The following is a 25,132-nucleotide window of genomic DNA, read 5'->3' as shown; positions in this document are numbered from 1 at the left end:
CCGGGCTACTCGATGCGGCGAACCGGTCCGCGAGGAGGGCCGGTTGGGCCGAGAACCCGGAAGGCATCCATGTCCACTGGCCTGATCATTGCCCTGATCGTGATCGCGGCGGTCGTCGTCATCATCGCGGCAGCCATGACCCTGCGCGCCCGCGGGCCTCGTCGTGGCCCGAGCCTCAAGCGGCGCTTCGGACCCGAGTACGACCGGGCCGTCGCCCGCCACGACGGCGACGCCAAGGCCGCCGAGCGCGAACTCACCGAGCGGGTGCACCGCCACGGCGACCTGCGCGAGCGGTCGTTGGAGCCGGCGCAGCGCGAGCGGTACGAGGCGCGCTGGACGGCCGCCCAGGAGCGGTTCGTCGACTCACCGCGGGAGGCGGTCGCCGAGGCGGACCGGCTGCTCGCCGAGCTCGCCGGCGCCCGGGGCTTCCCGGACGGCGGCCAGTACGAGGAACAGCTCGCCGCGCTGTCCGTGCACCACGCCCATCACGTCGACGGCTACCGGCGTGTGCACCGTGCGGCACATCTGCGCGCGGAGGACGCCCGCGACGGCGGCACCGGTACGGAAGACATGCGGGAGGCCATGGTGGCGGCCCGCGCCCTGTTCGAGGAACTGGTACGGCCGGGCCGCCACGACGACGGCGCCGGACGTCATGAGGACCGACGCCACGAGGACGGCCACCGCCGTGCCGGGCAGAACGGCGGCCGCAAGGCCGCGAACACCCGCGGCGGGCACATGCCGTGGGCCGTCAACCGACGCCAGGCCAAGGAGAGTTGAGGATATGTCCGACGTGACCCGACCGCCCGGCGAGAACACCCCCGCCGCCCCCGCCACCCCCGACGCCCGAGGCGAGAGCGCCCTGGGCACCGGCCACGGCGCCGAGCGCGCGACCGGCACCAGCGCCACAGGCAAGATCACCGTCCCCAAGGACACCAGCACCCCCGGCACTCCCCGGGAGAGCACCCCCCGAGAGGGCACGCACGCCCACCTCTTCCCCCACGACGAGTCCGACAAGCTCGGCCTGCAGTTGCAGCATGCCGTCGCCGGGTTCGTCGACGGGCCCCGGGCCTCCGTCGAGGAGGCCGACCATGTGCTGGAGGAGATCGCGGCCCGGTTCACCGAGGCCGTGGCACAGCGGCGCCGCACCCTGCGTCACTCCTGGCAGTCCGTCGAGAGCGGCGAGGGCAAGCCGGTGTCGAGCTCCGACACCGAGCAGCTCAGGCTGGCCCTGAAGGACTACCGCGAACTGGCGGAGCGCCTCCTGCACGTGTGAGCGGCCCCGTTCACCGAACCCCGTTCACCGATCCGCCCGGCGCTCCCGCCACTGCCGTACGACGTCCTCGACGTCGTACGGCTTCTTGCCCAGCGGGGGGCCGGGCGGCGGCTTGAACATCATCTCGCGGATCTTGTCGTTGATCTCCGTGATGATCTTCCGCACGATCCGCTCCGAGGGCGCCGCGAGGGCCGCGGCCAGCGCGTCCTCGGCCTCCTTGCGCAGCGCCAGCGCCGGTGGCAGGACGGAGAAGCCCTCGCGGGCCATCTTCCGCTTGATCCACCACAGTTCGTCGTAGGCGGTGTCCATGTCGGCCGGCAGCGGCTTGCCCGCCCCCGGCAACCGTTCGAACTCGCCGCGGGTCTCCGCGTCGCGGATCTGCTTGTCGACCCAGGACTCGAAGTCGACGCCGGGTGGCTTTCGCTCGGTCATGAGGCCATTGTGCCGGACAGCACGCAGTCGGGCGTTCTATCATGCGGCGGGCCCAGGACCTGTCTGGCACACAGGCCCTGACAGACCCACCAGGACGTCTCAGGAGGAGCGCACGTGCTCGAACTCACCATGGCCGCCGTGTCCCCGGCGGAGGAGGGTGCCACGGCCGGCATGCTCATGGCCGACGCACCCAGCGAGCCGGGTGCCGTGCTGCGGGTGGGCCGCGACAAGTCGGTGTGCCGGCTCTCGACGCCGGACGACTGGCTGTTCGTCTCCCGCGTCCACCTGGAGTTCCTGTGCGGGCCCGAGGGGACCTGGCAGCTCACCTGGCTGCGCGGCTCCCAGCCCGACCCGTCCTCCGAAGTCCGGCTGACGGTCGGGGAGTACGCCCAGCCGATCGCCTACGGCGGCACCGTCCCGCTCCCCCGGGGCGGCAGCGGCGAGATCATCATCCAGGACCGCACCGCCCCCCGCAGCGTCAACGTGGGCTTCTACCACGAGGTCTGACCTCGACCGCCGATCTCCGGCCGGCTCAGGCCAGCACCCGCGCCACCGCGAACCCGTCGTAGCCCTTCGTGCCGACGGTCTGGATCGCCGTTCCGCTCAGCCTCGGATGGCTGCCGATCAGTTCGATAGCGGCGCGGGTGCCCACCACGTCCGAGGCCGTGCTGCCGCCGTCGGTCACACGGCCGCCGCGGACGACGTTGTCGAGGACGATCAGGCTGCCCGTGCTGGTGAGCTTCACGGCCCACTCGACGTAGTGCGGGTTGTTGGCCTTGTCGGCGTCGATGAAGACCAGGTCGAACGGGGGCGGGTTCTCGTCGGCCAGCTTGGGCAGCGACTCCAGGGCCGGGCCGACCCGCACCTCGACGAGCTGGTCGAGGCCCGCGCGGGCGATGTTGCGGACGGCGACCTCGGCGTGCACGGGGTCGTACTCCAGGGAGACCAGCCGCCCGTCGGCGGGCAGGGCGCGGCCCAGCCAGATGGTGCTGTAGCCGCCCAGCGTGCCGATCTCCAGGATGTGGCGGGCGCCCTGGATCTGGGCGAGGAGCTGGAGGAGCTTGCCCTGGTTCCCCGCGACGTTGATGTGCGGAAGCCCGGCGGCGTCGCTGTCGCGCAGCGCCGCCGCCAGGTCTTCGTCGTCCGGTGCGAGGTGGGATGTGAAGTAGGCGTCGACCTCGTCCCAGACGTGCGACTCGCTCATGCACCTCTACCTTTCGTACGCATAGTTAGATTCCCTAACTACTGGCGCTGTCGAAGATAGTTGGTGCGGCGGTCCGCTGCCAGGGGGATTTCACCCGGCGTGTCTCATTCGGTGACGGACGGTGCCGAGCCCGGCAGTGGGCGGCCCGCCGACTCCGTCATGCGCCACACCGCGAAACCGCCGATCACGGCCGCGGCCATCATGTAGTACGCGGGCATCATCATGTCCCCGGTCGCGCCGATCAGGGCCGTGACCACCAGCGGGGTCGTCCCGCCGAACAGCGACACGGAGACGTTGAAGCCGATGGAGAGCGAGCCGTAGCGGACCCGGGTCGGGAACAGCGCCGGAAGCGCCGCGGGCATCGACGCCGTGAAGCACACCAGCAGCATGCCCAGCGCGCCCATGCCGAGCCCGACCGCGAGCAGGCTGCCCTCGCGGATCAGCAGCAGGGCCGGGACGGACAGCAGCAGGAAGCCCGCGCAGCCGGCGGCGATCACCGGGCGGCGGCCGACGCGGTCGGTCAGCGCGCCCATGAACGGCTGGGCGATCATCATCAGCGCCATCACACCGAGGACGACGAGCAGACCGTGCGTCTCGTCGTAGTGGAGCTCGCTGGTCAGGTAGCTCGGCATGTACGACAGCAGCATGTAGTCGGTGACGTTGAAGACCAGCACCAGGCCGACGCAGAGCAGCAGCGAGCGCCACTGGCCGGTGACCATCTCGCGCAGCGGCACCTTGGGCCGGTTCGTCTCGGCCTTCTCGACCTCGGCCGCGAACGCCGGGGTCTCCTCCAGGCGCATCCGCAGGTAGAGGCCGATGATGCCCATCGGGCCCGCGATCAGGAACGGGATGCGCCAGCCCCAGGAGGTCAGGTCGTCGGTGGAGAGCAGGGCGGTCATCAGGGTGACCAGGCCCGCGCCGCCGATGTAGCCGGCGAGGGTGCCGAACTCCAGCCAGCTGCCGAGGAAGCCGCGCCGCTTGTCGGGGGCGTACTCGGCGATGAAGGTGGAGGCACCCGCGTACTCGCCGCCGGTGGAGAAGCCCTGCACGAGGCGGGCCACGAGGAGCAGGATCGGCGCGCCGACACCGATCGTCGCGTACGACGGGATCAGACCGATCGCGAAGGTGCCCGCGGCCATCATGATCATGGTGAGCGCGAGGACCTTCTGGCGTCCGACGCGGTCGCCGAGCGGGCCGAAGACCATGCCGCCGAGGGGGCGGACCAGGAAGGCCGCGGCGAAGGCGCCGAACGTGGAGAGCAGCTGCGCGGTGGGGTTGCCCGACGGGAAGAAGACCTTGCCCAGGGTGACCGCGATGTAGCTGTAGACGCCGAAGTCGAACCATTCCATCGCGTTGCCCAGCGCGGCCGCCTTCACGGCGCGCTTGACGAGCGCGGGATCGGTGACGGTGGTGTCGGGGGTCTTCGTGCGGCTCTTGAGCGCGGACGTGGGAGCAATGACTGAAGCAGTCACAAGACTCGCTCGCCTACCTTTCATCGGGGACAGGGGCGCGGTCCGCGCGGCGGCGCTGTCGAACGGGCCGAAAAAGCGACGATAGGCGGAGAATGCCCGCTCACGGGCGGTACGCCTTTCGTTGCAGGGTGCATCTAAACACCGGCTGTGCAGGCACGTATGCCCGGCTGGGAGCGGTCCCCACGTGATCTTGATGTGATCCTTCTCGCGTCCACGAGAGGCAACCGCGCGTCTCGCGCACTATCGTCAACCGGATGAAGGGGGCGTAAGGGAAATACGGGGCAGAAGGCCGACGAGGCGTGACACATGCGGAGCGCGGCGGACGACCGACGGAGGCCTTCGGAGCGACGGCCGTCGGCCGGTCTCGCGCACGCCTGCGGATGGCCTGCCTCGGGTTGTGGCTGATCGTCGGCGTCCTCACCGCACGGCAGGTGGCCGTCGTCCTCGGCACCCCGCGCGGGGAGCGGCTGACGGACCTGGAGACCTGGGTCGGGCCCCACGGCGTCCTCCAGGTGAACGGCTCGCTCTACGACTCGACCCGCTTCACCGGCACCCCCTTCAACGGGCTCGTCCTCAAGCCCCTCACCCGTTCGGCCGAAGCGGCCCTCGGCTGGGGCTGGACCTTCGGCACGCTGCTGCTGGTCGCCGCCCTCGGCCTGATCGCCGCCCGCGCCCTGCCCCAGCCCATCGGCCGTCGTACCGCGACTCTGGCCGCGCCCGTCGCCATCGGCCTGCTCATGCTGTCCCTGCCGGTCCGCAACACCCTGTGGCTCGGCCAGACCAGCATCATCCCGGTCCTGCTCGTCCTGCTCGGCTGCTTCGTCGCCCACGGGCAGCGGACCAGCGGCCTGCTCATCGGCGTCGCGGCGGCGCTCCAGCCCACCCTGCTGCTCTTCGCGCCCCTGCTGTGGTGCACCGGCCGCAGACGCGCCGCGCTCTCCGGCGGCGTCACCTTCGCCGCCTGCACCGCCCTCGCCTGGGCGGCGATGCCCCACGACTCCTCCGTCTACTGGATCCACCACCTGGCCGGCGCCGGCCTCGGCGGCCGGGCCGGCGACCTCGGCAACCAGTCCCTGCACGGCGCGCTGCTGCGGCTCGGCCTGAACGGCCCCCTGGAGATCGCGCTCTTCCTGGTCCTCGGCGCGGCCGTCGCCGTCCTCGCCCTGCGCCGCGCCGTGCGGTACGTCGCCGACGGCCAGCTGCTCCTCGCCGTCGCCGTCACCGGCTGCGCCGCCATCGCCGTCTCGCCCATGGCCTGGCAGCACCAGCTGCTGTGGGTGCTGCTCGCGGTCGTCGGCCGGGCCGGCAGACGCGCCCGTGACCGGTATGTATGGCCCGTCGCCGTCATCCTGGTCATGACCCTGCCGACCAGGCTGCTGCTCCCGGACATGGCGGTGCTGGACCCGCTGCGCTCCGAGCTCGTCCTGCTCGCCGCCCTGGCCGCCGCCGTGGCCGTCCCGTTCCTGTCCCGCGCCTCGCCGTACCACCAGTCGCCGATACCGACCGCGTACGCGCCCGCCACCCCGTCCCGCTTCCGGCACGTGCCGCTGCTGCCCTTCCTGCGCCGGGCCCTCACTCGGCCGAACCTCCTTCTGGAGCTTCTCCTCCTCCGGGTCGCCTACGCCGCCTACTCCCAGGTCCGGCTCGCCGCCACCGGCGGCAGCATCTCGGCCGGCCGGGCCGAGGCCGAGGAACACGCCTGGCAGATCCTCGGCCTCGAACGCGCCCTGCGCCTCGACATCGAGCACTGGGCCAACCACGCCGTGGTGCGGACCGACTGGCTGCGGGCCTTCTTCGACTTCTCCTACGAGTCCTTCCACTTCTTCGTCCCGCTGGCCGTCCTCGCCGTCCTGTACTGGCGCCGCCCCGCCGCATACCGCTGGGCCCGCTCCGCCCTCGGCTTCGCCACCCTGCTCGCCCTGGCCGGCTTCTGGCTCTACCCCCTCGCCCCGCCGCGCCTGATGCCGACCCTCGGCTTCATCGACACCGTCCACGGCGTCCAGGACTTCTCCCAGCCCGACTACGGCACCCTCACGGACGTCACCAACCAGTACGCGGCCATGCCGTCCCTGCACTTCGGCTGGGCGCTGTGGTGCGGAGTGGTGATCGCGGTGCTGGCGCCTCGGTGGTGGATGAAGGCCCTGGGCCTGCTGCATCCGCTGCTCACCGGCACCGCGATCGTCGTGACGGCCAATCACTGGGTGCTGGACGCGGCCGGGGGCGCGGTCGTGGTCGGGGCGGGCTTCGCGCTGACGTATCTGCTGTCCGGGCCCCGAGCGGCCACCGCCGCGCGCCGGGCGCCCCGGTCGGCGGATCCGAGCACCGGCCGCTCGACCAGCTCTGTCGGCTGACGCGCCACATCAGTTGGCTCAGCCTGTCGGAAAACCGCCGAAAGCGACCTCCCCATGTCGGTCTTCCGCACCCGGCCAGGCCCTGGCTAACTGTGAACGTGGCAACGACGGCTGCCGGACCTCGGCGGAGTCCGACGTCTCGAGCGCGCAGTCGGTCCAGGTGCTGTGGGCCGGGCAGGCGCCGGCCGGGACGGGTGCGGCGGCGCTGCTGCCCACGACACCGGCACTGATCAGCCACGCCGTGCCCAACCCCCACGAACGCGCCAAGTTCGTCGGACTGCGGGCCGCCTCCCTGATCGCCAGCGGGTACGCGCCCGTGGCCACGACCGTGACTGTGGGGGGGGGGGGAGGGCGCCCGAACGACGTCCATCCGCAGCTGGCTCATCAGGACAGCTGACGGCCGTCCCGGCTGAGGACGGCCACATCGTTGCCGAAGGCGCAGGCCAGCAGGCCGTCGTCGCTGAGTGACAGGGCGCTGCACGGGCCGGGCAGATGGATGACGTGGAGGGTGGTGAGGTGTTCCAGGTCCCAAATGCGGACGGTGTTGTCCGCCGAGCCGGTGAGGGCGACGGGGCGGCCGTCCAGTTCGGCGAGAGTCACGGTCCAGACGAATCTGGTGTGGCCGGTCATGGGATCGCCGAGGGGGCGGCATCCGGGCAGTTCCCAGATCTCTACGGTCGCGTCCTCCGAGGCGATCAGCACGACGGGGCGGTCGTTCAGCCGGCCCACGGTCAGGTCCCTCGGGCGAACGATGCCCTGTGCCCTGCCGAGAGTCCGGCCAGTGGCCGGATCCACGGCGTCCAGCGGCCTGTACGCACTGCCGTGCACGAAGACCGGACGCCCGTCGATGACGCAGCAGCCGGCCCACATCCCGAGGTCGCCCAATGAGAAGCGCTGGGTCGGCTCGCCCGTCGCCAGATCCCGTATCTCGACCGAGCCTCCTGTGGTTCCTGTCACCACGACCTCGCGGCCGTCCAGCTCGATACACGCAGTGCAGGATCGGAAGTCGCCGTCGCTCTCGAATGAGGGATACATCGTCTCGCCCGTGGTGAGGTCCCACACGTGTACAGGGCCGTTCCGAGAACTGGTGACGGCGATCGGGCGGCCGTTCAGCACTCTGCATTCCACCGACCACACCTCGCTGTGGTGCCCGGTCGGCAGCTCGTTGCTGCGCAGGCCCGCCGAGAGATCCCAGATACGCAGAGTCGAGTCCTCGGACCCGGTGACGAGCACCGGCCGGCCGTCCACCACACCGTGGTCGACAGCGAGAACGCGCTGGGTGTGCCCGACGACCGGACGGCCGAAGGACCGACGGGACAGGTCCCAGATCCGGAGGGTGTCGTAGGCGCTGGTGATGACGACCGGCTGCCCGGCCAACTCGGCGCACGCCACCGCGAGCAGGGGGAAGACGTGACCTCCGAGGGGTGCTCCCATCGGACGACGGGCTTCGAGGTCCCAGATCTGCGCCGTCCTGTCCTGATAGCCGGCGACAGCGACCCGCCGACCGTCCAGCACGGCACACGTGACCGAAGACGCCCACCCCTCGTGCCCTTCGAACTCGCTGACCATGCGGCGCTTCCTGAGGTCCCAGACCCGTACCCGTCCTCGGTCGTCGGCGCTGACGGCGACCGGGCGGCTGTCCAATTCCGTGCACGTGACCGCCTGGTATCTGATGGACGCACCTCTGCGACCCAGCCGTCCCGCGCGACGACGGGTGGCCAGGTCGAAGAGGTGCAAGGACCCACTCGATCCCACGACGGCGACCGGCCGGCCGTTCAACGCCGTGCACGCCACCGCCTTCACATGACCCGTGACCGACATCGGCCTGCCCAGTTCCCGGCCGCCGGCCAGGTCCCACACCCGTACGGTGCCGTCCACACTGCCGGTGACCGCGACCGGGCGACCGTCCAACTCCGTACAGGCGACCGCGTTGACCTGGTCCCCGTGACCTCGCATCGGTTCGCCGACCGCACGGCCGGTGCCGAGGTCCCACAGCCGTACTGTTTCGTCGCGAGCCACGGTCACAGCCACTCGGCGGCCGTCCAGCTCCGTGCACGCCACAGCCTCGATGTCCTCGGTGTGGCCGGTCATGGGACTGCCGATGGGTTCGCCCGTGGCCAGATCCCACATACGGACGGTCAGATCCTCCGAGCCGGTGACGGCGATCGGCCGGCCGTTCACCTCCGTGCACGCCAGCGCACGCACCAGCCCCGTGTGCCCGGTCAGCGCGTTGCGCAGATTGCTCGACAACTGGCCCCCGGACGCCACCACCGGCTTCCACGCACGCCGGTCCGCCCTGCCGTTGAGCGCTTCGACGAGATGCGGCACATTGAACCGCGCGGCCTCCACCGCGAGCACCTGCCGCCGCGCCGCCGCGTCGAGATCACGCAGCACATGCAGACAGGACCGGAACACCGCCGTGTTCAACTGCGCCTCGTCGCCCTCCGCCTCCAGCAGACGCGGCATCAACGTCTCGTACTCCGCATGCACCAGGTACTCGATGTCGGACAGCAGCGTGTCCAGCAGCCCGGCAGCGGCCGCATGCGGCGCCAGGTGCCGCAGGGCGTACGGATGCGCCCGCCCCCAGTCGCGTGCACCGTCGAGGTGATACGGCACCGCCCCCCGCAACACCACCGTGAACGCCCGATGCGCCCGCCCCGCGTCCTGCCCCTGGCGCAGATACTCCGCCATCGACTCGTGGTAGAGCCGGTACACCGACCGCTCGTCCTCCTTCGCCTCCACGACGTACGCCCCGGCGTCGCGCCGCAGTTGGTAGAGGTCGTCGTTGGTGTACCGCCGGCCGGAGAGCTCCGAGGCGAGCGGGGCCCAGATGTCCTCCCAGGGGAGGCCCTGGCCCTCGGCGTAGGCGAGGGGGCGCAGGAGGTCGAGGATGCGGTCGGCGTCGTCGGCGAAGCGCTGGTGCAGGTCGTGGTGCATGGCGTCGGCCGCCGCGCGGGGCAGGGAGCGGAGCCAGACGGGGTCCCGCGGGTCGGGCAGGGACGGGGTCGCGGCGAGCGTGCCCGCCGTGATGCGGGCGACCAGGAAGCAGTTGCCCGCAGCGCCGGCGACCGCTTCCGCCACACCCATGCGCACCCAGTGCGGGCAATCGAGGTACGGGGAGTCCTGGTGGGCGTCCAAGAGGTTGCGCAGCGTGTAGACGAGGACGGCGTCCGGGTCGGCGTACCGTGCCGAGTCGAGGTCGACGTGGTCGTCCTGGCGCAGACCGAGGGGCCCGAAGAGGTGGGGGCGGGTGCCCAGGAGGAGGCGCAGGTGAGGGGCCGCCAGTTCCATGAGCGGACGTAACACCTGGCCGCACAGGGTCGTCGGCGTCGCCGCCTCGTCCAGGCCGTCGACGAGGATGACGTGAGGGCGGTCCGGTTCCGGGCGGGCGCCGAGGTGGTTGAGAAGGTCCGCCACCGCCTCCGCCGGCGGCAACCGCAGCGCCGCGCAGACCGCCCGCACGACCTGCTGGTCGGTGAGGCTCTGCGCGTACACGGTCGTCCCGATGGCCCGCTCGGGCGGAAGCTGATGCTCGCGCAGTCCGATCGACGAAAGCGGCACCGTACGCCGGTACTCGGGGTCGCTCACCGCCGCCAGCAGACCCAGTACGGCCGTCTTGCCCGAACCCGGAGCCCCGGTGACCACCAGCGCCGGGCACGCCTCCGCCGTCGGGTCGCCCAGCCACTCGGTGATGTCGTGAAGCGCCTGATGGCGGCCCGAGAACCACCAGCCCACCTTGCTCGGATCGCTGTGCCCCATCGCCCGCCGCAGCAGCCGCGACCGGAACTCCACGTCCCGGCGCTTGTCCTGCTCGTCCCACTCCGCGGCCTGTTGCAGCGCCAAGTCCGTGTGGGAGAGGCGGTGGCTGTGCTTCGCGTTGGGCAGGAACGGCGGGATCTCACCGGTCAGCCCGATGATCTCCAGGCCGATGTGCTGGAAGTCGGGGCGTTTGGGGTTGGTGCGGGTGGCGTTCACGACCGCGTCCAGGGCCAGCAGCGGCGGGGTGTAACCGGCTGTGGCGAGGCTGGTCACCGCCTCTGTCAGCAGTTCCGGAAAGGCGCCCGTCCGCGCCAGTTCCCGGGGCTGCGCCGACGTGATGACCGCCAGACCGGACTCCTCCTCCCGCCAGTCGTTCTTCCAGCGGGACATCGCCGCCAGCAACTCGTTGCCGCCCTGCCCGGAGAAGCACGTGTCGAGCATCAGCAGCAGCCGCCGTACCTGCGTCCCGGCGAGGATCTTGCGCGCCAGCGTGCCGGGCAGCAGCGCGTCGTAGAGGTCGTCGGGCTCGGTGTCGGCGGTGAGCAGGACGTAGTCGCCGTTGTCGAGGATCTCCCCGTGCCCCGCGATGTACACGGCGACGATGTCGTCCGGGCGGCGGTCCGGGGCACGGCAGAATTCACGCAACTCGCGCAGCAGTTGCGGCTTGGTCGGGTTCAGCCCCAGGTCGGAGACGTGGGTGTAGCCGAGCGTTCCGGTGAACAGTTCCACCATCTTGCGACGGGCCTCCACCAGTCCGGGCCGGTCCCACTCCAGCTCCGCCGCCGCGTTCGGGTAGTGGCTGACCGCGGTCGCGATGAGGAAGCGCCGGGGCTCGGTCCCGCTCATGCCAGGCCCTCCGCCACCGCCGCGCCCGTCTCCTTCGCCGTCAGATAGAGCGTGGCGTCGTGCGCGTGCGAGCCGTTGTGTACGACCTTGCCGACGACGTTCGTCCCGAAGAACAGCGAGAGGTCCTTCACGGCCGCCACGACATCGCCCTCGTCGACGATGTTCGTCCAGGACGCCGTCCCGGGCCAGGTCTCCGGCCCGGGCCGCAACCGGTCGACGACCATCCGCATGCCCAGCGGCGATCCCAGCGTCACCAACGCCCGCACCCCGTGCCCTTCGAGCGCGCACAGCGCCTCGAACGCGACGACCGAGCCCAGCGAGTGCGCGACGACCACCCGTGTGTCGGGGCCTATCGCCTCCTCGACCAGGCTCCGGGCCGCCGCCCGCAGCTCTTCGTCCAGCAGATAGCGGCGGACCTGCTTCAGGTCGAAGACCAGCCCACGCAGGGTCACATCGGCGAAGTAGCGCGAGTGCTGGAGGACGCGCAGGGCCGCCTGCGCGGCACGCGGGGAGCGGACCAGCGTGTCCCCACCGGGCGGGGGCACGCCCGGATCGACCCGTGCCGCCTCCGCCCACCACTCCAGCAGCAGCTCCGACTCGAACCCGTCCTCCACGTCCTTCGCCGTGAACATCGGGTCGCCGACGGCCAGGGTGTGCCCGGGGGGCCGGAACAGATCGCCGTAGAACGCCATCCGCAGGTCACCGGGGGTGAGTTCCGGACCGCCCGCCAGGTCGAGCCCATCGGCTAGCGCCGGCTCCCACTCCTTCAGCAGCGTCTTGCTTCCCAGCCGCTGCTTCCCCACCCCGTGCACACCAACGATCCGCGCCATCGCACCCGTCCCCCGAGCTCAGCAGGACCCTTCACTTTAGGGCGACGGCCCCGGCCCCGCATTCGAACCACACGGTCTTCCCACCGTCACGCCACACCGACACGCCCCACTTGTCGGCCATCGCGTCGAGCAGGAGCAGTCCCCGGCCGCTCTCGGACTCCGGGTCCTGCCGGGGCGGGGGTACGGGCAGTCGGTTGCTGCCGTCCGACACCTCCACGCGCACGCCGTGCGGCTGCCGCAGCAACAGCAGGGTGCAGCGCCGGTCCGGGACGTGCCGTACGACGTTCGCGAGCAGTTCGGTGACGCCGAGTTCCACCGCGTCGGACAGCTCGGGCATGCGCCACTCTTCGAGGAAGGAGCGGACGATACGGCGGATGTGGCGGGCGGCGTGTTCACCGGCGGTGAGGCGGATCGTGTACTGGGCGGGAAAGTATTCATTCACAGGACGAGGCTGACGTGCGGTGACTACCCTCGGCTACGGAACGGATACAACCGGTCCTGTAGTGGGCCGTGTTGCGTGAGAGGGGCTACTGCCGTGACCCACATCAACGCCCTTGACCCGGGTGCGTCCCCCTTGGATTACTACGGCTTCGAGCTGAGGCGGCACAGAGAGGCGGCCGGGCTGACGCAGAAACAGCTCGGGGAGATCGTCAACTACACCGGCTCGCTCGTCGGCCAGATCGAAACGGCCCGGAAGCTCCCGACGCCGGAGTTCAGTCAACGGGCGGATGCGGCGCTGGAGACGGGAGGGCAGCTGTACCGACTGATCGACCTGGTGCTGCGTAGTCAGCTTCCGGCCTGGTTCCAGCAGGTGGCGGAGCTGGAGTCGCGGGCCACGGAGATCTGCACGTTTCAGACCCACGTGGTGCATGGTCTCCTCCAGACGCGGGCGTACGCACGCGCCGTGCTCGGCGTGCTGGATCAGACCGACCTCGACGACCGCACGGCCGTCAGGTTGGCCCGCCAGCGCATCTTCGAGAAGGGGGAGCCGCCGGTCCTGTGGATGGTTGTCAGTGAGGCGGCCCTGTACCAGGAGATCGGCGGCTCAGAGACCATGCGAGGGCAACTAGCCCATTTGTTGTCCTTCGAGCACAATCCCCGGATCAACATCCAGGTTCTCCCATTTTCCGCCGGAGCGCACGCAGGGCTCCAAGGCGCATTCAATCTCTACCGGTTCGAACGGGACCCGGACATCGTCTATACCGAGGGATACGGCAGCGGGCATCCCACCGCGAATCCGGACACCGTCAAGGACTGCTCGCTCCGTTACGATCATCTTCAGGCCGCCGCGCTCTCCCTCAGGGATTCGGCGGAGTTGATGCGGCGAGTGATGGAGGAACGCTATGGTGAGCAACGCGGTTCCGACAGGGAATATGTGGCGTAAGTCCAGCTACAGCGGTGATCAGGGCGGCGACTGCATAGAGATCGCCGAAACCCCCCACACCACCATCGCCATACGCGACTCAAAGAACCCGGCGGGACCGATCCTCACCCTCGACCCCGCCGCGTTCACGACCTTCGTCAACTGGACGACGACGGACGGCGACTACAGCCGCTGAATGATCGTGCCGGTGGCCAAACCGCCCCCCGCACACATGGTGATCAGCGCGAACTCCTTGTCCGTGCGCTCCAGTTCATGAAGCGCCGTCGTGATGAGCCGGGCCCCGGTGGCTCCCACCGGGTGCCCGAGCGCGATCGCACCGCCGTTGACGTTCACTTTCTCCAGGCCCTGCTCGAAGACCTGCGCCCAACTCAGCACCACGGACGCGAACGCCTCGTTGATCTCGACCAGGTCGATGTCCTTCAGGGACATCCCGGCCTTGCCCAGCACGGCGTTCGTCGCGTCGATCGGCCCGTCGAGGTGGAAGTGCGGGTCGGCTCCCACCAGCGCCTGGGCGACGATCCGGGCCCGAGGCCGCAGCTTCAACGCACGAGCCATCCTCTTCGACGCCCACATGATCGCCGCAGCCCCGTCGGAGATCTGCGACGAGTTGCCGGCCGTATGCACCGCCGTAGGCATGATCGGCTTCAAGGAAGCCAACGCCTCGGCCGACGTGTCGCGCAGACCCTCGTCCTTGTCGACCAGGCGCCACATGCCCTGCCCGGCGTGCTGCTCCTCCTCCGTCGTCGGGACCTGGACGGCGAAGGTCTCTCGTTTGAAGCGTTCCTCCGCCCAGGCGTGGGCGGCGCGTTCCTGGGAGGCGAGTCCGAGGGCGTCGACGTTCTCGCGGGTCAGGCCCCGGTGGCGGGCGATGCGCTCGGCCGCCTCGAACTGGTTCGGGAGGTCGACGTTCCACTCGTCGGGGAACGGCTTCCCGGGCCCGTGCTTGGAGCCCGACCCCAGCGGCACCCGGGACATCGACTCCACGCCGCAGGAGATGCCGACGTCGATCACGCCGGCGGCGACCATGTTGGCCAGCATGTGAGAGGCCTGCTGGGAGGACCCGCACTGCGCGTCGACGGTCGTCGCGGCCGTCTCGTACGGCAGCCCCATCGTGAGCCAGGCCGTGCGCGCGGGGTTCATGGACTGCTCGCCGGCGTGGGTGACCGTACCGCCGACGATCTGTTCGACGCAGTCGGCGGGGATGCCGGTGCGGCCCAGGAGTTCACGGTAGGTCTCACCCAGCAGGTAGGACGGGTGCAGATGGGCGAGCGCGCCGCCGCGCTTGCCGATCGGGGTGCGTACGGCTTCGACGATCACGGGTTCGGCAGCCATGGGTGCGGGTCCTCTCCGGGAGGCTACGCGGAACTAGTACGCGTTCTAGTTCTGTCAGCAGTGTGCTGACGGTCACTCGGTGACCGCAAGGGTCGTGCGGGCAATTGAGGGGTCCGTGCCTCTTGCTAGTTGTAGAACCCGTTACTACCGTCACCGCAACTCCGCACAGCTGATGGGCCGTCAGAACAAGAGTCGGTACGAGTGGTGGGAGCCGCCCATGCCCTGTCCCGCGCTGCCCGAGGGATTCGACTTCACCGACCCGGACCTGCTGCATCAACGCGTGCCCCTGCCGGAGTTCGCCGAGCTGCGCCGGGTCGAGCCGGTCTGCTGGGTGCCGCAGCCGGCCAACGTCGCCGGCTTCCAGGACGAGGGGTACTGGGCCGTCACCCGGCACGCCGACGTCAAGTACGTGTCCACGCACCCGGAGTTGTTCTCGTCGTACCTCAATACGGCGATCATCCGCTTCAACGAGCACATCGACCGGGACTCCATCGACGCGCAGCGGTTCATCCTGCTCAACATGGACCCGCCGGAGCACACGCGGGTCCGGCAGATCGTGCAGCGCGGCTTCACGCCCCGGGCGATCCGCGCCCTGGAGGAGCGGCTGCGGGCCCGGGCCCTGGCGATCGTCGCGAACGCCCGCGCGCAATCCGGGCCGTTCGACTTCGTCACCCAGGTCGCCTGCGAACTGCCCCTCCAGGCGATAGCGGAGCTGATGGGCGTTCCGCAGGAGGACCGGGACAAGATCTTCGACTGGTCCAACAAGATGATCGCGTACGACGACCCCGAGTACGCCATCACCGCCGAGGTCGGCGCCGAGTCGGCCACGGAGATCATCGCCTACGCGATGAACATGGCCGCCGACCGCAAGCGGTGCCCCGCCCACGACATCGTCACGCAGCTGGTCGCGGCGGAGAACGAGGGCAACCTCAACTCGGACGAGTTCGGCTTCTTCGTGCTGATGCTGGCCGTCGCGGGCAACGAGACCACCCGCAACGCCATCACCCACGGCATGCACGCCTTCCTCACCCACCCCGAGCAGTGGGAGCTGTACAAGAGGGACCGGCCGTCGACGACGGCGGAGGAGATCGTGCGCTGGGCGACCCCGGTCGCCGCCTTCCAGCGCACCGCCACTCAGGACACCGAGCTGGGCGGCAAGCGGATCCGCAAGGGCGACCGCGTCGGCCTCTTCTACGCCTCCGCCAACCACGACCCCGAGGTCTTCGACGACCCGGACGACTTCGACGTCACCCGCGATCCCAACCCGCACCTCGGTTTCGGCGGCGGCGGCCCGCACTTCTGCCTCGGCAAGTCCCTCGCGGTGCTGGAGATCGACCTCATCTTCAACGCCATCGCCGACACCATGCCGGGACTGCGGCTGGTCGACGACCCGCGTCGCCTGCGGTCGGCGTGGATCAACGGGGTGAAGGAACTCCGGGTGAGTACGGCCGGCTGAGTGGGGCGAAGGCGACGGCCCCGGGGATCGGGGGGCCGCCGCCTTCGGTCTTGGGGGTGGGGCCGGCTCAGTACGAGCCGTGGGACTGCCAGTGGTCCCAGGCGCCGCAGGCGCTGCCGTAGCGGTCCTTCATGTAGTCCAGGCCCCACTCGATCTGGGTGGCCGCGTTGGTCTTCCAGTCGGAACCGGCCGAAGCCATCTTGGCGCCCGGCAGGGCCTGGACCAGGCCGTAGGCGCCGCTGGAGGCGTTCTGGGCGTTCACGTCCCAGTCGCTCTCCTGCTCGACGATCTCGGAGAAGCACTGGTACTGGGCGTCGTCGCCGATCATCTTCTTCGCGACCGCCTTCGCCGAGGAGGCCCCCGTCGTCGCGCCGTGGGCGGGCGCGGCGGCGATCAGGGTGCCGCAGGTGGCCGCGGCCAGGGCGGTACCGGCGAGGGCGTTCTTCGGGGTGGCGGCACGGCGGAGGACGGATGCGACGGGCACGCGGTGACCTTTCGTCGTGGGCGGGGCAGTCGCCCACGGAAACAGTCTTCGCGGATGCCCGCAATGCCCCCTTTTACTAGGTGTGACCGCATGCGGAGCGGCGGTCCGGCCTGTGACCGGGGGTGGTCTCTACGGCCTCGGTTCGTATGTGACCTGAGTCACGTGGGGCGCTTCACGGTCGGCGGGGTGTCGAACGTGACCGGCGTCTCGAACGCCGCCCGGCGTGTGGCGCGGCGCAGGGCCCTGAGCACCGCCGGGCCGAGGGTGAGTGTCAGGACGACCGTGACGACGGCCCGGCCGAGGTCCCAGCCGAGCGAGGTGGCCAGGCAGTACGCGAGGAAACGGGCCAGGTTGGCGGGGACCGTCGCCTGCGGGTCGAAGGCGACGTTCGAGGCGAGCGCGCTCATGAAGGGCCAGCCCGCCATGTTCATCACCGTGCCGTAGGCGAAGGCGGCGAGGAAGCCGTAGGCCGCCAGGAGCGTGAGTTCCGTCCGGCCGCGTAGGCGGTCCGGGCCCGGCAGGAGGCCCGCGCCCATCGCGAACCAGCCCATCGCCAGCATCTGGAACGGCAGCCACGGGCCCACCCCGCCCGTGAGCAGCGCGGACGCGAACATCGTCACCGAGCCGAGCACGAACCCGAAGCCCGGGCCGAGAACCCGGCCGCTCAGCACCATCAGGAAGAACATCGGCTCGATCCCGGCCGTACCGGCGCCGATCGGCCGCAGGGCCGCCCCCGTGGCCGCCAGCACGCCGAGCATCGCCACCGCCTTCGGGCCGAGACCGGACTCCGAGATCGCCGCTGCCACCACCCCCACGAGCAGCACCAGCAGGCCCGCGAAGAGCCAGGGCGCGTCCTGCGCGTGCGCGCTGAGCTGCGAGGTGGGCGGGGCGAGGAAGGGCCAGCCGAACGCGGCCACCCCCACGGCACTGACCAGGAGCAGGGCGGCGAGGGAGCGGGGGCCGAGGCGGACGGCCCGGGCCTGGCGCTGGGCGTTCACGCGTCCGTCCCGGGCTGGAGGGCCGCGCGGACCTCGGAGACCGTGAGCCAGTGCTGCGGGGCCAGGATCTTGGTGACCTGCGGGGCGAAGGACGGCGAGGAGACCACGACCTCCGCGGTCGGGCCGTCGGCGATCACCTCGCCCTCGGCCAGGAGCACCACGCGGTGGGCGATCTCGGCGGCCAGCTCCACGTCGTGCGTCGCCAGCACGATGGCGTGCCCCTCCTCCGCGAGCTTGCGCAGCACACCGGCCAGGCGGGCCTTCGCCGCGTAGTCCAGGCCTCGGGTGGGCTCGTCCAGCAGGAGCAGCGGGGGGCGGGCGGTCAGTACGACGGACAGGGCCAGGGCGAGGCGCTGGCCCTCCGAGAGGTCCCGGGGGTGGGTGTCGTCGGTGACGCCCGGGAGCAGTTCGGTGACCAGGGCTCGGCAGGTGCCGGGTGCTGCTCGCGCGTCCTGGTCGGCTGCCGTGCACTCTGCGGCGACGGTGTCGGCGTAGAGCAGGTCGCGGGGTTCCTGGGGGACGAGGCCTACCTTGCGGACGAGGTCCTTGGGGGGTGTGCGGTGGGGGGTGGCTTCGCCGAGTTTGACGGTTCCTGAGGTGGGGGTGATGAGGCCGACGAGGGAGTTGAGGAGGGTGGATTTTCCGGCGCCGTTGCGGCCCATGAGGGCGATGGTTTCGCCGGGGGTGATGGTGAGGTCGATGTGGGTCAGGGCTTGGATTCGGGCGCGGGTTACGGAGAGGGCTTGGACTTCGGCTGTGGATTGTTTGTTGGTGCGGGTTGGTTGTGGCTGGTCGCGCAGGTCCCCGCGCCCCTTAGGGGCGAGCTGGTGCTGTAGGTCTTTGGCCCGGCGGCGTGCGTCACGGACCGTCAGGGGGAGGGGAGACCAGTGGGCCAGGCGGCCCAATGCCACCACCGGCGGATACACCGGGGACACCGCCATCACCTCGGCCGGGGGGCCGACGATCGGGGACGCGCCCGGGGCCGGGAGCAGGGCGACCTGGTCGGCGTACTGGATGACTCGTTCCAGGCGGTGTTCGGCCATGAAGACCGTGGTGCCGAGGTCGTGGACGAGGCGCTGGAGGACGGCCAGGACCTCTTCGGCTGCTGCGGGGTCGAGCGCGGAGGTCGGTTCGTCGAGGACCAGGACGCTGGGGTGCGGGGTGAGGACCGAGCCGATGGCGACGCGCTGCTGCTGGCCGCCGGAGAGGGTGGCGATGGGGCGGTTGCGGAGGTCGGCGAGGCCGAGGAGGTCGAGGGTCTCCTCGACGCGGCGGCGCATCACGTCGGGGGCGAGGCCCAGGGACTCCATGCCGTAGGCGAGTTCGTCCTCGACGGTGTCGGTCACGAAGTGGGCGAGCGGGTCCTGGCCCACCGTGCCGACGACGTCGGCGAGTTCGCGGGGCTTGTGGGTGCGGGTGTCGCGTCCGGCCACCGTGACCCTGCCGCGCAGGGTGCCGCCGGTGAAGTGCGGAACGAGCCCGCTGACCGCGCCCAGGACGGTGGACTTGCCGACGCCGGAGGGACCGGCCAGGAGGACGAGTTCGCCCTCGGGGACCTCGAAGTCGATGCCCTGGACGGTGGGTTCGGAGGCACCGTCGTAGGTGACGGAGACGTCCTCGAAGCGGATCACGACGGTTCCTTGGGCTCGGGGGCGACGAACGCGGGCAGCAGGCCGAGGAGGATCGCCGCCGCGGGCCAGACGGGGAGCGTGGGGGCCACGAGCGGCACCACGCCGGGGTGCAGGGCCGCGGGCTCCCGGACGGCGGCGAGCACGAGCAGCGCGGCGACGGCCACGCCCGAGGCGACGACCAGCAGGGCACGCACGTCCCAGCGGTCCGGGCGGTACCGGGTGCGCAGCGACCGTCTGCCGCCGAGCCGGAGACCCGCGAGAGCGGCGGCGAGGCCGACGAGGAGGACGGGCATGCCGTAGGCGGCGCCCTCGGCGGTGAGCAGGCCGTACGTTCCGGCGCAGACGCCGAGCAGGCCGCCGAGGGTGAGGGCGGCGGTGGTGCGGTGGACCGCGGCCGGGACCTGGGCGGTACGGCCGTAGCCGCGCGCGTCCATCGCCGCGGCCAGGGACACCGAGCGCTCCAACGCGCCCTCCAGGACCGGCAGACCCACCTGCAGCAGGCCCCGGACGCCCTTGTCCGGGCGGCCGCGCAGCCGGCGGGCGGCGCGCAGGCGCTGGACGTCGGCGATGAGGTTCGGCGCGAAGGTGAGGGCGACGACGACCGCCACCCCCATCTCGTACAGGGCGCCCGGGAGGGACTTGAGGAGGCGGGAGGGGTTGGCGAGGGCGTTCGCGGCGCCGACGCAGATGAGCAGGGTGGCCAGTCTCAGACCGTCGTACAGCGCGAAGGTGAGGGCCTCGGCCGTGACCTCGCCGCCGAGGCGGATGCCCTGAGCCCAGTCGGGGAGGGGCACCTCGGGGAGCGTGACGAGGGTGTGCGTGCCGGGGATGGGGGAGCCGAGGACGATCGCGAAGAGGAGCCGGATGACCAGGACGGCGAGGGCGAGTTTGACGAAGGCGCCGTAGGAACGGGACCAGGGGGTCGGGGGGCGGCAGGTCGCCACGACGTAGGCGGAGACCGCGATGAGGAGGCACAGGAGCAGGGGGTTGGTGGTGCGGGTGGCCGCGGTGCCGAGAGAGAGGGACCAGAGCCACCAGGCGCCGGGGTGCAGGGCTGCTCGGCGCGGGCGCTGGGGGCGTGCCGGGCCTTGGCCGATCCGGTCCATGCTGCTAAGCCTGGTCACGCCGCCGTACCTGCCAGATCGCCGCCGCCCCCAGTGCCGTCACCACGGCGATGCCCGCCAGCAGGCCCAGGGACGGGCCGTCGTCGTCGGACGTGTCCTTCTTCGCCGCCGGTGTCGACTCCCGGGAGCTCGCCACCTGCTCGCCGCAGCCCTTCTCCGGGTAGCCCGAGATCGCGCACAGCAGGGCGTTCGTGTCGTAGCGCAGGGGCTTGGCGACACTCGCGAGGGCCTCTGCCGTGGTCGCGTCGGGGGAGACCCGGGCGCAGGCCGTCCGGGCGGGGGGCGGGGTCTCGCCCTGGGGGGCGTCCGTCTTCGTGCCGGGGTCGATGACGAGCGCCACGCGCTTCTTGCCGTCCTGCGCGGGTGTCTTCGCGCAGATGGTCTCGAAGTCGGCCGTGCCGCGCGGCCGGGCCGCCTCGGAGGAGTCCTCGCTCACCGCGAAGCGGAAGCCCTGGACGTCGCCGTCCGAGGGGCGGGCCATGGACGGGCCCTGGGTGGCGTAGACCCAACGGTCGCCTTCGCGGTCCCAGAACGACCAGTACCGGTAGCCGGCGGCCTGGGCCTGGCCCGCGCCCGCGATCAGCAGGAGCGAGGCCAGGAGGAGGAGAGCGGCCCGGCGGATCACGACTGCTGCCTCTTCTTACGGCCGGTGAAGAGGAAGCCGATGCCGATACCGGCGACGAGGCAGACCCCGACGTACCACCAGACGCCGAAGAAGCCCGACCCCGAGTCGTCCTTCTCGTCGGTCGCCGAGGGCTGTTCGGGGGCCTGCGGGGCCGGGCCCGTCGTGTTGAGCTGCTTCACCAGGTCCGTGCCGCCGAAGTCACGCGGGTTCGCGCCCGTCGCGTGGGCGGCGAAGATCAGCTGGGCGTAGGCGGCGGGGCCGCCCTGCTCGGCCCAGGAGGCGGAGTTCTTCTCCAGCCACCGCACGGACTTCTCGGCCTGCGCGGTCTCGCCCTGGGCGGCGAGTGCCACGACCGCGTCGGCGGTGTTGCCGTGGTCGGGCTGGGGGTCCGCGCCGGCGAGGGCGGAGGTGAGGTGGTTGTCGTCCTTGGCGAGGGTCTGCGTGAGGTACGCGGCGCCGTTGTCGGCGGCCTGCTGCGGCGTGGAGGGGTCCGCGCACGTGGCGTCGGACTTCTTGCCCTCCTCCACGACCATGCCCTTGCCCAGGGCGCCGAGGACACCGGCCGCCGTGGCGTCCGCGTTGGCGGCCAGCTTGCCCTTCTTGTCGGGCTGGAACGCGAAGGCGCCGTCGTCGTCCCCGCCGCAGGGGAGGGCGAGCTTCAGCAGGGCGTCGTCGGGTGACTTGCCGCCCTTCTCGACCTGGTCCGGCTTCTCACCGGCGGCGGCGAGCGCGCCGATGACGACGGACGTGGAGTTGGTGTCGCTGGCGCCGCCGGGCGCGTAGCCCCAGCCGCCGTCCTTGTTCTGTACGGACTTCAGCCAGCCGACGGCCTTGTCGGTGACGGCGTCCTGTCCGCCGAGCGCGGCGAGGGCCTGGACGGCGGCGGACGTGGCGTTGGTGTCGAGCATGGTCTTGGCGTCGCACGCGGCGGCGGGGTCGGGACGGTACGCGGCGAACCCGCCGTCCGCGCACTGCTGCCCGACCAGCCACGTGATGGACTTGGCGGCGGGCTTCTCACCCACCGTGTCCTGGGCGAGAAGGGCGAGCGACTGGCGCCAGACGCCGTCGAACTTGGGGTCCTTGTCGCCGTACAGGGCGGAGGGGAACGCCTGGGACGGAGTCGGTGACGGTGCGGCGGCGGCCGGCGTGGCCGCGCCGATCACGGTGGCGGCGGCCAGGACGGCGGCGCTGCGGCGGACGTTCATGATCGGCGGGTGCCTCTCCCTGTGAGGGAGCCGGGCAGCACGGGACACCCCGGCGGCTCGGCTCCGTATACCTCGACGGTGCCGTGCACCGGCAGGCGCCGGGCACATGAGCCGGTCACGATCCGTACGGGGCGATCCGGCTTCCGCCTGGCAGGGCGGTCCACGGTTGCGGGTCAGCGCCGGAATTGCACCGGCTTCTCCCTGTACGGGTGATGACGACCCGCCTACTGTACCCGGAAGTAGCAAAACGGCCGAGAGTACCTTGCTGAGTCTCGTCCGGCCGAAAGCCCTGCGGCGTCGGGCCGGCAATCCGACCGTGAGCCGCCGTGAGGTCGAACTGCTGCACCACGCTGAGGAGTTGATCCTGTCCGTGAGGCAAAACGGGTTAACGTGAAGCTCCACGACCACACGCAGGAGCGTCCATGACTGATCAGGTGGAGAACTCCGAGCAGGAGCCGCTCTCCAAGATCGATACCTCGGTTCCGCACTCGGCCCGGATCTGGAACTACTGGCTGGGCGGGAAGGACAACTACGAAGTCGACCGTGTGGCCGGTGACGCGTTCCGCGAGATCTTCCCCGGGATCGAGACCGGGGCCCGCGCCGCCCGCTACTTCCTCGCCCGCGCCGTACGCCATCTCGCCGCCGAAGAGGGCATCCGCCAGTTCCTGGACATCGGCACCGGGCTGCCCAACGTGGACAACACCCACCAGATCGCCCAGCGGGTGGCCCCGGAGAGCCGGATCGTCTACGTCGACAACGACCCCCTGGTGCTGGCCCACGCCCGCGCGCTGCTCACCAGCACACCGGAAGGCGTCACCAACTACGTCGACGCCGACCTGCGCAAGCCGAGCACGATCGTCCGGGAAGCCGGGAAGACCCTGGACTTCGACCAGCCCGTCGCACTCATGCTGATGGGCATCCTCGGCCATATCGAGGACCACGACGAGGCCCGCGAGATCGTGCGGCAGCTGGTGGACGCGCTGCCCTCCGGCAGCTATCTGGTGCAGTACGACTCCACCGACACCAGCGAGGACTACCTCCGGGCCATCGGGCAGTACAACGACGGCGGCTCGATCCCGTACATCCTGCGCAGCCCCGAGCAGATCGCCCGCTACTTCGACGGTCTGGAGCTGCTGGAGCCGGGCGTCACGTCCTGCTCGCGCTGGCGTCCCGACGCCGAGGCCCTGGGCCTGCCGGCGGAGGTGCACCAGTACGGCGGTGTCGCCCTCAAGCGCTGAACTCCCCGAGGGTGCTCAGGTCTCCTGAAGTATCCGGTGCAGGATGGTCGGAGTCTCGTCCGGTGACTCGGCTTCGACCACCAGCCGGTTCATGGCATCCCAGTAGCGCTCGATGTCGGCCGGCCGGTCGGGATAGAGCGCGGTGGTGAGCTGCTCGAGGTAGACCATGTCGGGCAACTGGCCGCCGGGCAGCCGCAGGATGGTGACCGGACCGCCCTCCGCGGCATGCCCGCCGGAGCGGAACGGCAGGATCTGGACGGTGACCTGCGGCAGCCGGCAGATCTCGATGAGATGTCTGAGCTGGGCGCGCATCACGGCCGGCCCGCCCACCGGGCGCCGCAGCGCCGCCTCGTCGATCACCACCCAGAGCTGGGCCGTGCCCGGCTGCCGGTGCAGGATCCGCTGCCGGGTCATCCGGAGCGCCACCCGGCGGTCGGTTTCGCGCGCGCCGGCGTCAGGGTGGACGAGCCGGACGGCGGCACGCGCGTAGTCGGGGGTCTGGAGCAGCTCGGGAACGCGCTGTATCTGGTAGCAGCGGATGACGCTCGCCGCCTGCTCGGCCCCGAGGTAGCTCTGCGTCCAGGAGGGCACCACGTCGCTGTAGTACTGCCACCAGGCGTGGGTGTTGGCCTGTTCGGCCAGCGCCAGCAGCGTGGCGCGCTCGGCCTCGTCCGTGACGCCGTAGAACGTGAGCAGGTCGGAGACGTCCCGCAGCTTGAACCCGTGGCGCCCGGCCTCCATGCGGCTGATCTTGGAGGGGGAGGCGCGGATGACCTCGCCCGCCTCCGCCCTGCCGATGCCTTGCGCGTCCCGCAGCCTGCGCAGCCGGGCGCCCAGCGCGAGCCGAGGCACCATGGGCCCGGCCGATCTCCCGTCCAGGACTCCGCTGAAGGGCGATGTACGAGCGGCCTCTTCGGTGCCCATGGGCATGTCTCCTTGCGGTGGTGCGCAACGCCGCGCGCGTGGGGGCGCCGCGGCTCGTTCATCCTAGAGGCCCTGCCCTCAGGCCATCCGGCTTATGCCGAAGGCGAGTTCGGCCGCGGAGTGGGACCGCCGAAGGGCAGGTGAAGAGTCCGGGAGGCGAGCAGCCAGGTGCCGTCGGCCCGGTGGAAGACGTCCTCGTAGTGCCCGACCTGGACCGGAGGCCCGGGAGGGACGATGCCGCCGTCGTAGCCGTCGACGCGGTACGTCGTGAAGTACGAGACCGCGCTGGCGGTGTCCGGGGCCTCCACCGTGACCAGGACGTTGGACATCATGCGGCGGGAGAGCCGGTCGGCGGGGCGGGAGCCGAAGTAGGTGCGAATGGCGTCGCGGCCCCTGACCAGCCGCCCGTCGTGCGGCCACTGCCAGACACCCTCCTCGGTGAACAGCTCGGCGACGGACGAGGGGTCGCCCAGGTCGAGCCGGTGGACGAAGTCGAGGATCAGACGCTCGCAGGCGCGCTCGGCGAGGAGGTGCTCGATGGAGTCCATGGAGTTGGTTCTAGCA

The 25,132-nt window shown here is 71.0% G+C and carries 23 protein-coding genes and 1 riboswitch; of the genes, 8 read left to right on the top strand and 15 right to left on the bottom strand.

The annotated features are described in order from the left end of the window. Positions 1–69: 69 nt before the first annotated feature. On the top strand, positions 70–777 hold the full coding sequence (locus ACFT4A_RS16550) for a hypothetical protein (RefSeq protein ID WP_382830517.1): 708 nt from the start codon (positions 70–72) through the stop codon (positions 775–777). A gap of 4 nt (positions 778–781) precedes the next feature. Further along, complete coding sequence (locus tag ACFT4A_RS16545; protein ID WP_382830515.1) at positions 782–1,273, top strand: hypothetical protein; 492 nt, start codon at positions 782–784, stop codon at positions 1,271–1,273. Positions 1,274–1,297: 24 nt separating this feature from the next. Here ACFT4A_RS16545 and ACFT4A_RS16540 read toward each other — a convergent pair whose 3' ends face one another. Further along, positions 1,298–1,705, bottom strand: coding sequence for a DUF1992 domain-containing protein (locus ACFT4A_RS16540; protein ID WP_382830514.1), 408 nt, complete (start codon positions 1,703–1,705; stop codon positions 1,298–1,300). Between the two features lie 114 nt (positions 1,706–1,819). Here ACFT4A_RS16540 and ACFT4A_RS16535 point away from each other — a divergent pair, with 114 nt between their 5' ends. Then, positions 1,820–2,212, top strand: a complete 393-nt coding sequence (locus ACFT4A_RS16535) for a hypothetical protein (protein ID WP_215121751.1) — start codon at positions 1,820–1,822, stop codon at positions 2,210–2,212. A 25-nt stretch (positions 2,213–2,237) separates the two neighbouring features. On the opposite strand, the gene ACFT4A_RS16530 is transcribed toward ACFT4A_RS16535, so the two are convergent. Beyond that, positions 2,238–2,909, bottom strand: coding sequence for an O-methyltransferase (locus tag ACFT4A_RS16530; RefSeq protein WP_382830512.1), 672 nt, complete (start codon positions 2,907–2,909; stop codon positions 2,238–2,240). A gap of 104 nt (positions 2,910–3,013) precedes the next feature. Beyond that, positions 3,014–4,405, bottom strand: coding sequence for a glycine betaine/L-proline transporter ProP (gene proP, locus ACFT4A_RS16525; protein WP_382830510.1), 1,392 nt, complete (start codon positions 4,403–4,405; stop codon positions 3,014–3,016). 275 nt (positions 4,406–4,680) lie between these two features. Here proP and ACFT4A_RS16520 point away from each other — a divergent pair, with 275 nt between their 5' ends. After that, a complete protein-coding gene (locus ACFT4A_RS16520) occupies positions 4,681–6,732 on the top strand; it encodes a bifunctional glycosyltransferase 87/phosphatase PAP2 family protein (RefSeq protein ID WP_382830508.1) in 2,052 nt (683 codons plus the stop codon). Positions 6,733–7,116: 384 nt separating this feature from the next. Here the strand turns inward: ACFT4A_RS16520 and ACFT4A_RS16515 are convergent, their stop codons facing one another. Genes ACFT4A_RS16515 through ACFT4A_RS16505 form a run of 3 tightly spaced genes read right to left on the bottom strand, consistent with a single transcriptional unit; the run spans position 7,117 to position 12,609 of the window. After that, positions 7,117–11,337 (bottom strand): AAA family ATPase, encoded by a 4,221-nt coding sequence (locus ACFT4A_RS16515; protein WP_382830506.1) that lies wholly within the window; start codon positions 11,335–11,337, stop codon positions 7,117–7,119. Beyond that, positions 11,334–12,167 (bottom strand): hypothetical protein, encoded by an 834-nt coding sequence (locus tag ACFT4A_RS16510; protein WP_382830504.1) that lies wholly within the window; start codon positions 12,165–12,167, stop codon positions 11,334–11,336. The genes ACFT4A_RS16515 and ACFT4A_RS16510 overlap by 4 nt, the downstream gene beginning before the upstream one ends. A gap of 31 nt (positions 12,168–12,198) precedes the next feature. Then, positions 12,199–12,609: an ATP-binding protein gene (locus tag ACFT4A_RS16505; RefSeq protein ID WP_382830502.1), complete on the bottom strand. Its 411-nt coding sequence runs from the start codon at positions 12,607–12,609 to the stop codon at positions 12,199–12,201. 93 nt (positions 12,610–12,702) lie between these two features. On the opposite strand from ACFT4A_RS16505, the gene ACFT4A_RS16500 reads away from it, so the two are divergent. Both ACFT4A_RS16500 and ACFT4A_RS16495 read left to right on the top strand, forming a co-directional pair. Beyond that, complete coding sequence (locus ACFT4A_RS16500) at positions 12,703–13,551, top strand: helix-turn-helix domain-containing protein (protein WP_382830500.1); 849 nt, start codon at positions 12,703–12,705, stop codon at positions 13,549–13,551. Then, complete coding sequence (locus tag ACFT4A_RS16495) at positions 13,541–13,726, top strand: DUF397 domain-containing protein (protein ID WP_382830498.1); 186 nt, start codon at positions 13,541–13,543, stop codon at positions 13,724–13,726. Before ACFT4A_RS16500 ends, ACFT4A_RS16495 begins: the two co-directional genes overlap by 11 nt. Here ACFT4A_RS16495 and ACFT4A_RS16490 read toward each other — a convergent pair. After that, positions 13,714–14,883 (bottom strand): steroid 3-ketoacyl-CoA thiolase, encoded by a 1,170-nt coding sequence (locus ACFT4A_RS16490; protein WP_215121766.1) that lies wholly within the window; start codon positions 14,881–14,883, stop codon positions 13,714–13,716. The genes ACFT4A_RS16495 and ACFT4A_RS16490 overlap by 13 nt on opposite strands. 217 nt (positions 14,884–15,100) lie before the next feature. Between ACFT4A_RS16490 and ACFT4A_RS16485 the strand changes: the two genes are divergently transcribed. Further along, a complete protein-coding gene (locus ACFT4A_RS16485) occupies positions 15,101–16,339 on the top strand; it encodes a cytochrome P450 (RefSeq protein WP_382830496.1) in 1,239 nt (412 codons plus the stop codon). A 67-nt stretch (positions 16,340–16,406) separates the two neighbouring features. Here the strand turns inward: ACFT4A_RS16485 and ACFT4A_RS16480 are convergent, their stop codons facing one another. The 6 genes from ACFT4A_RS16480 to ACFT4A_RS16455 form a co-directional block, all read right to left on the bottom strand. Next, a complete protein-coding gene (locus tag ACFT4A_RS16480; protein ID WP_382830493.1) occupies positions 16,407–16,823 on the bottom strand; it encodes a transglycosylase SLT domain-containing protein in 417 nt (138 codons plus the stop codon). Positions 16,824–16,981: 158 nt separating this feature from the next. Then, positions 16,982–17,821 (bottom strand): ECF transporter S component, encoded by an 840-nt coding sequence (locus tag ACFT4A_RS16475; protein ID WP_382830491.1) that lies wholly within the window; start codon positions 17,819–17,821, stop codon positions 16,982–16,984. After that, on the bottom strand, positions 17,818–19,452 hold the full coding sequence (locus ACFT4A_RS16470) for an ABC transporter ATP-binding protein (RefSeq protein ID WP_382830489.1): 1,635 nt from the start codon (positions 19,450–19,452) through the stop codon (positions 17,818–17,820). The genes ACFT4A_RS16475 and ACFT4A_RS16470 overlap by 4 nt, the downstream gene beginning before the upstream one ends. Beyond that, the gene (locus tag ACFT4A_RS16465; RefSeq protein ID WP_382830486.1) at positions 19,449–20,558 is read right to left on the bottom strand and encodes an energy-coupling factor transporter transmembrane component T; all 1,110 of its coding nucleotides are present in this window, start codon (positions 20,556–20,558) and stop codon (positions 19,449–19,451) included. Before ACFT4A_RS16465 ends, ACFT4A_RS16470 begins: the two co-directional genes overlap by 4 nt. Before the next feature lie 4 nt (positions 20,559–20,562). Then, positions 20,563–21,201 carry an SCO2322 family protein gene (locus ACFT4A_RS16460; RefSeq protein ID WP_382830484.1) on the bottom strand — a complete coding sequence of 213 codons (639 nt, stop codon included), beginning with the start codon at positions 21,199–21,201 and terminating at the stop codon, positions 20,563–20,565. After that, positions 21,198–22,406, bottom strand: coding sequence for a prenyltransferase/squalene oxidase repeat-containing protein (locus tag ACFT4A_RS16455; RefSeq protein WP_382830482.1), 1,209 nt, complete (start codon positions 22,404–22,406; stop codon positions 21,198–21,200). Before ACFT4A_RS16455 ends, ACFT4A_RS16460 begins: the two co-directional genes overlap by 4 nt. A gap of 112 nt (positions 22,407–22,518) precedes the next feature. After that, positions 22,519–22,658, bottom strand: a riboswitch (cobalamin riboswitch). A 170-nt stretch (positions 22,659–22,828) separates the two neighbouring features. On the opposite strand from ACFT4A_RS16455, the gene ACFT4A_RS16450 reads away from it, so the two are divergent. Continuing rightward, complete coding sequence (locus ACFT4A_RS16450; RefSeq protein WP_382830479.1) at positions 22,829–23,644, top strand: SAM-dependent methyltransferase; 816 nt, start codon at positions 22,829–22,831, stop codon at positions 23,642–23,644. A gap of 15 nt (positions 23,645–23,659) precedes the next feature. Here the strand turns inward: ACFT4A_RS16450 and ACFT4A_RS16445 are convergent, their stop codons facing one another. Beyond that, entirely contained in the window at positions 23,660–24,568 is a 909-nt protein-coding gene (locus ACFT4A_RS16445) for a helix-turn-helix domain-containing protein (RefSeq protein ID WP_382830476.1), read from the bottom strand. Between the two features lie 92 nt (positions 24,569–24,660). Continuing rightward, a complete protein-coding gene (locus ACFT4A_RS16440; RefSeq protein WP_382830475.1) occupies positions 24,661–25,116 on the bottom strand; it encodes a nuclear transport factor 2 family protein in 456 nt (151 codons plus the stop codon). Positions 25,117–25,132: the final 16 nt, after the last annotated feature.

The organism is Streptomyces sp. NPDC057099 (genome assembly GCF_042671245.1).
In the GTDB taxonomy this organism is placed as follows: Bacteria; Actinomycetota; Actinomycetes; order Streptomycetales; family Streptomycetaceae; genus Streptomyces; species Streptomyces purpurascens.
This window is presented reverse-complemented; position numbering and strand designations above follow the sequence as displayed.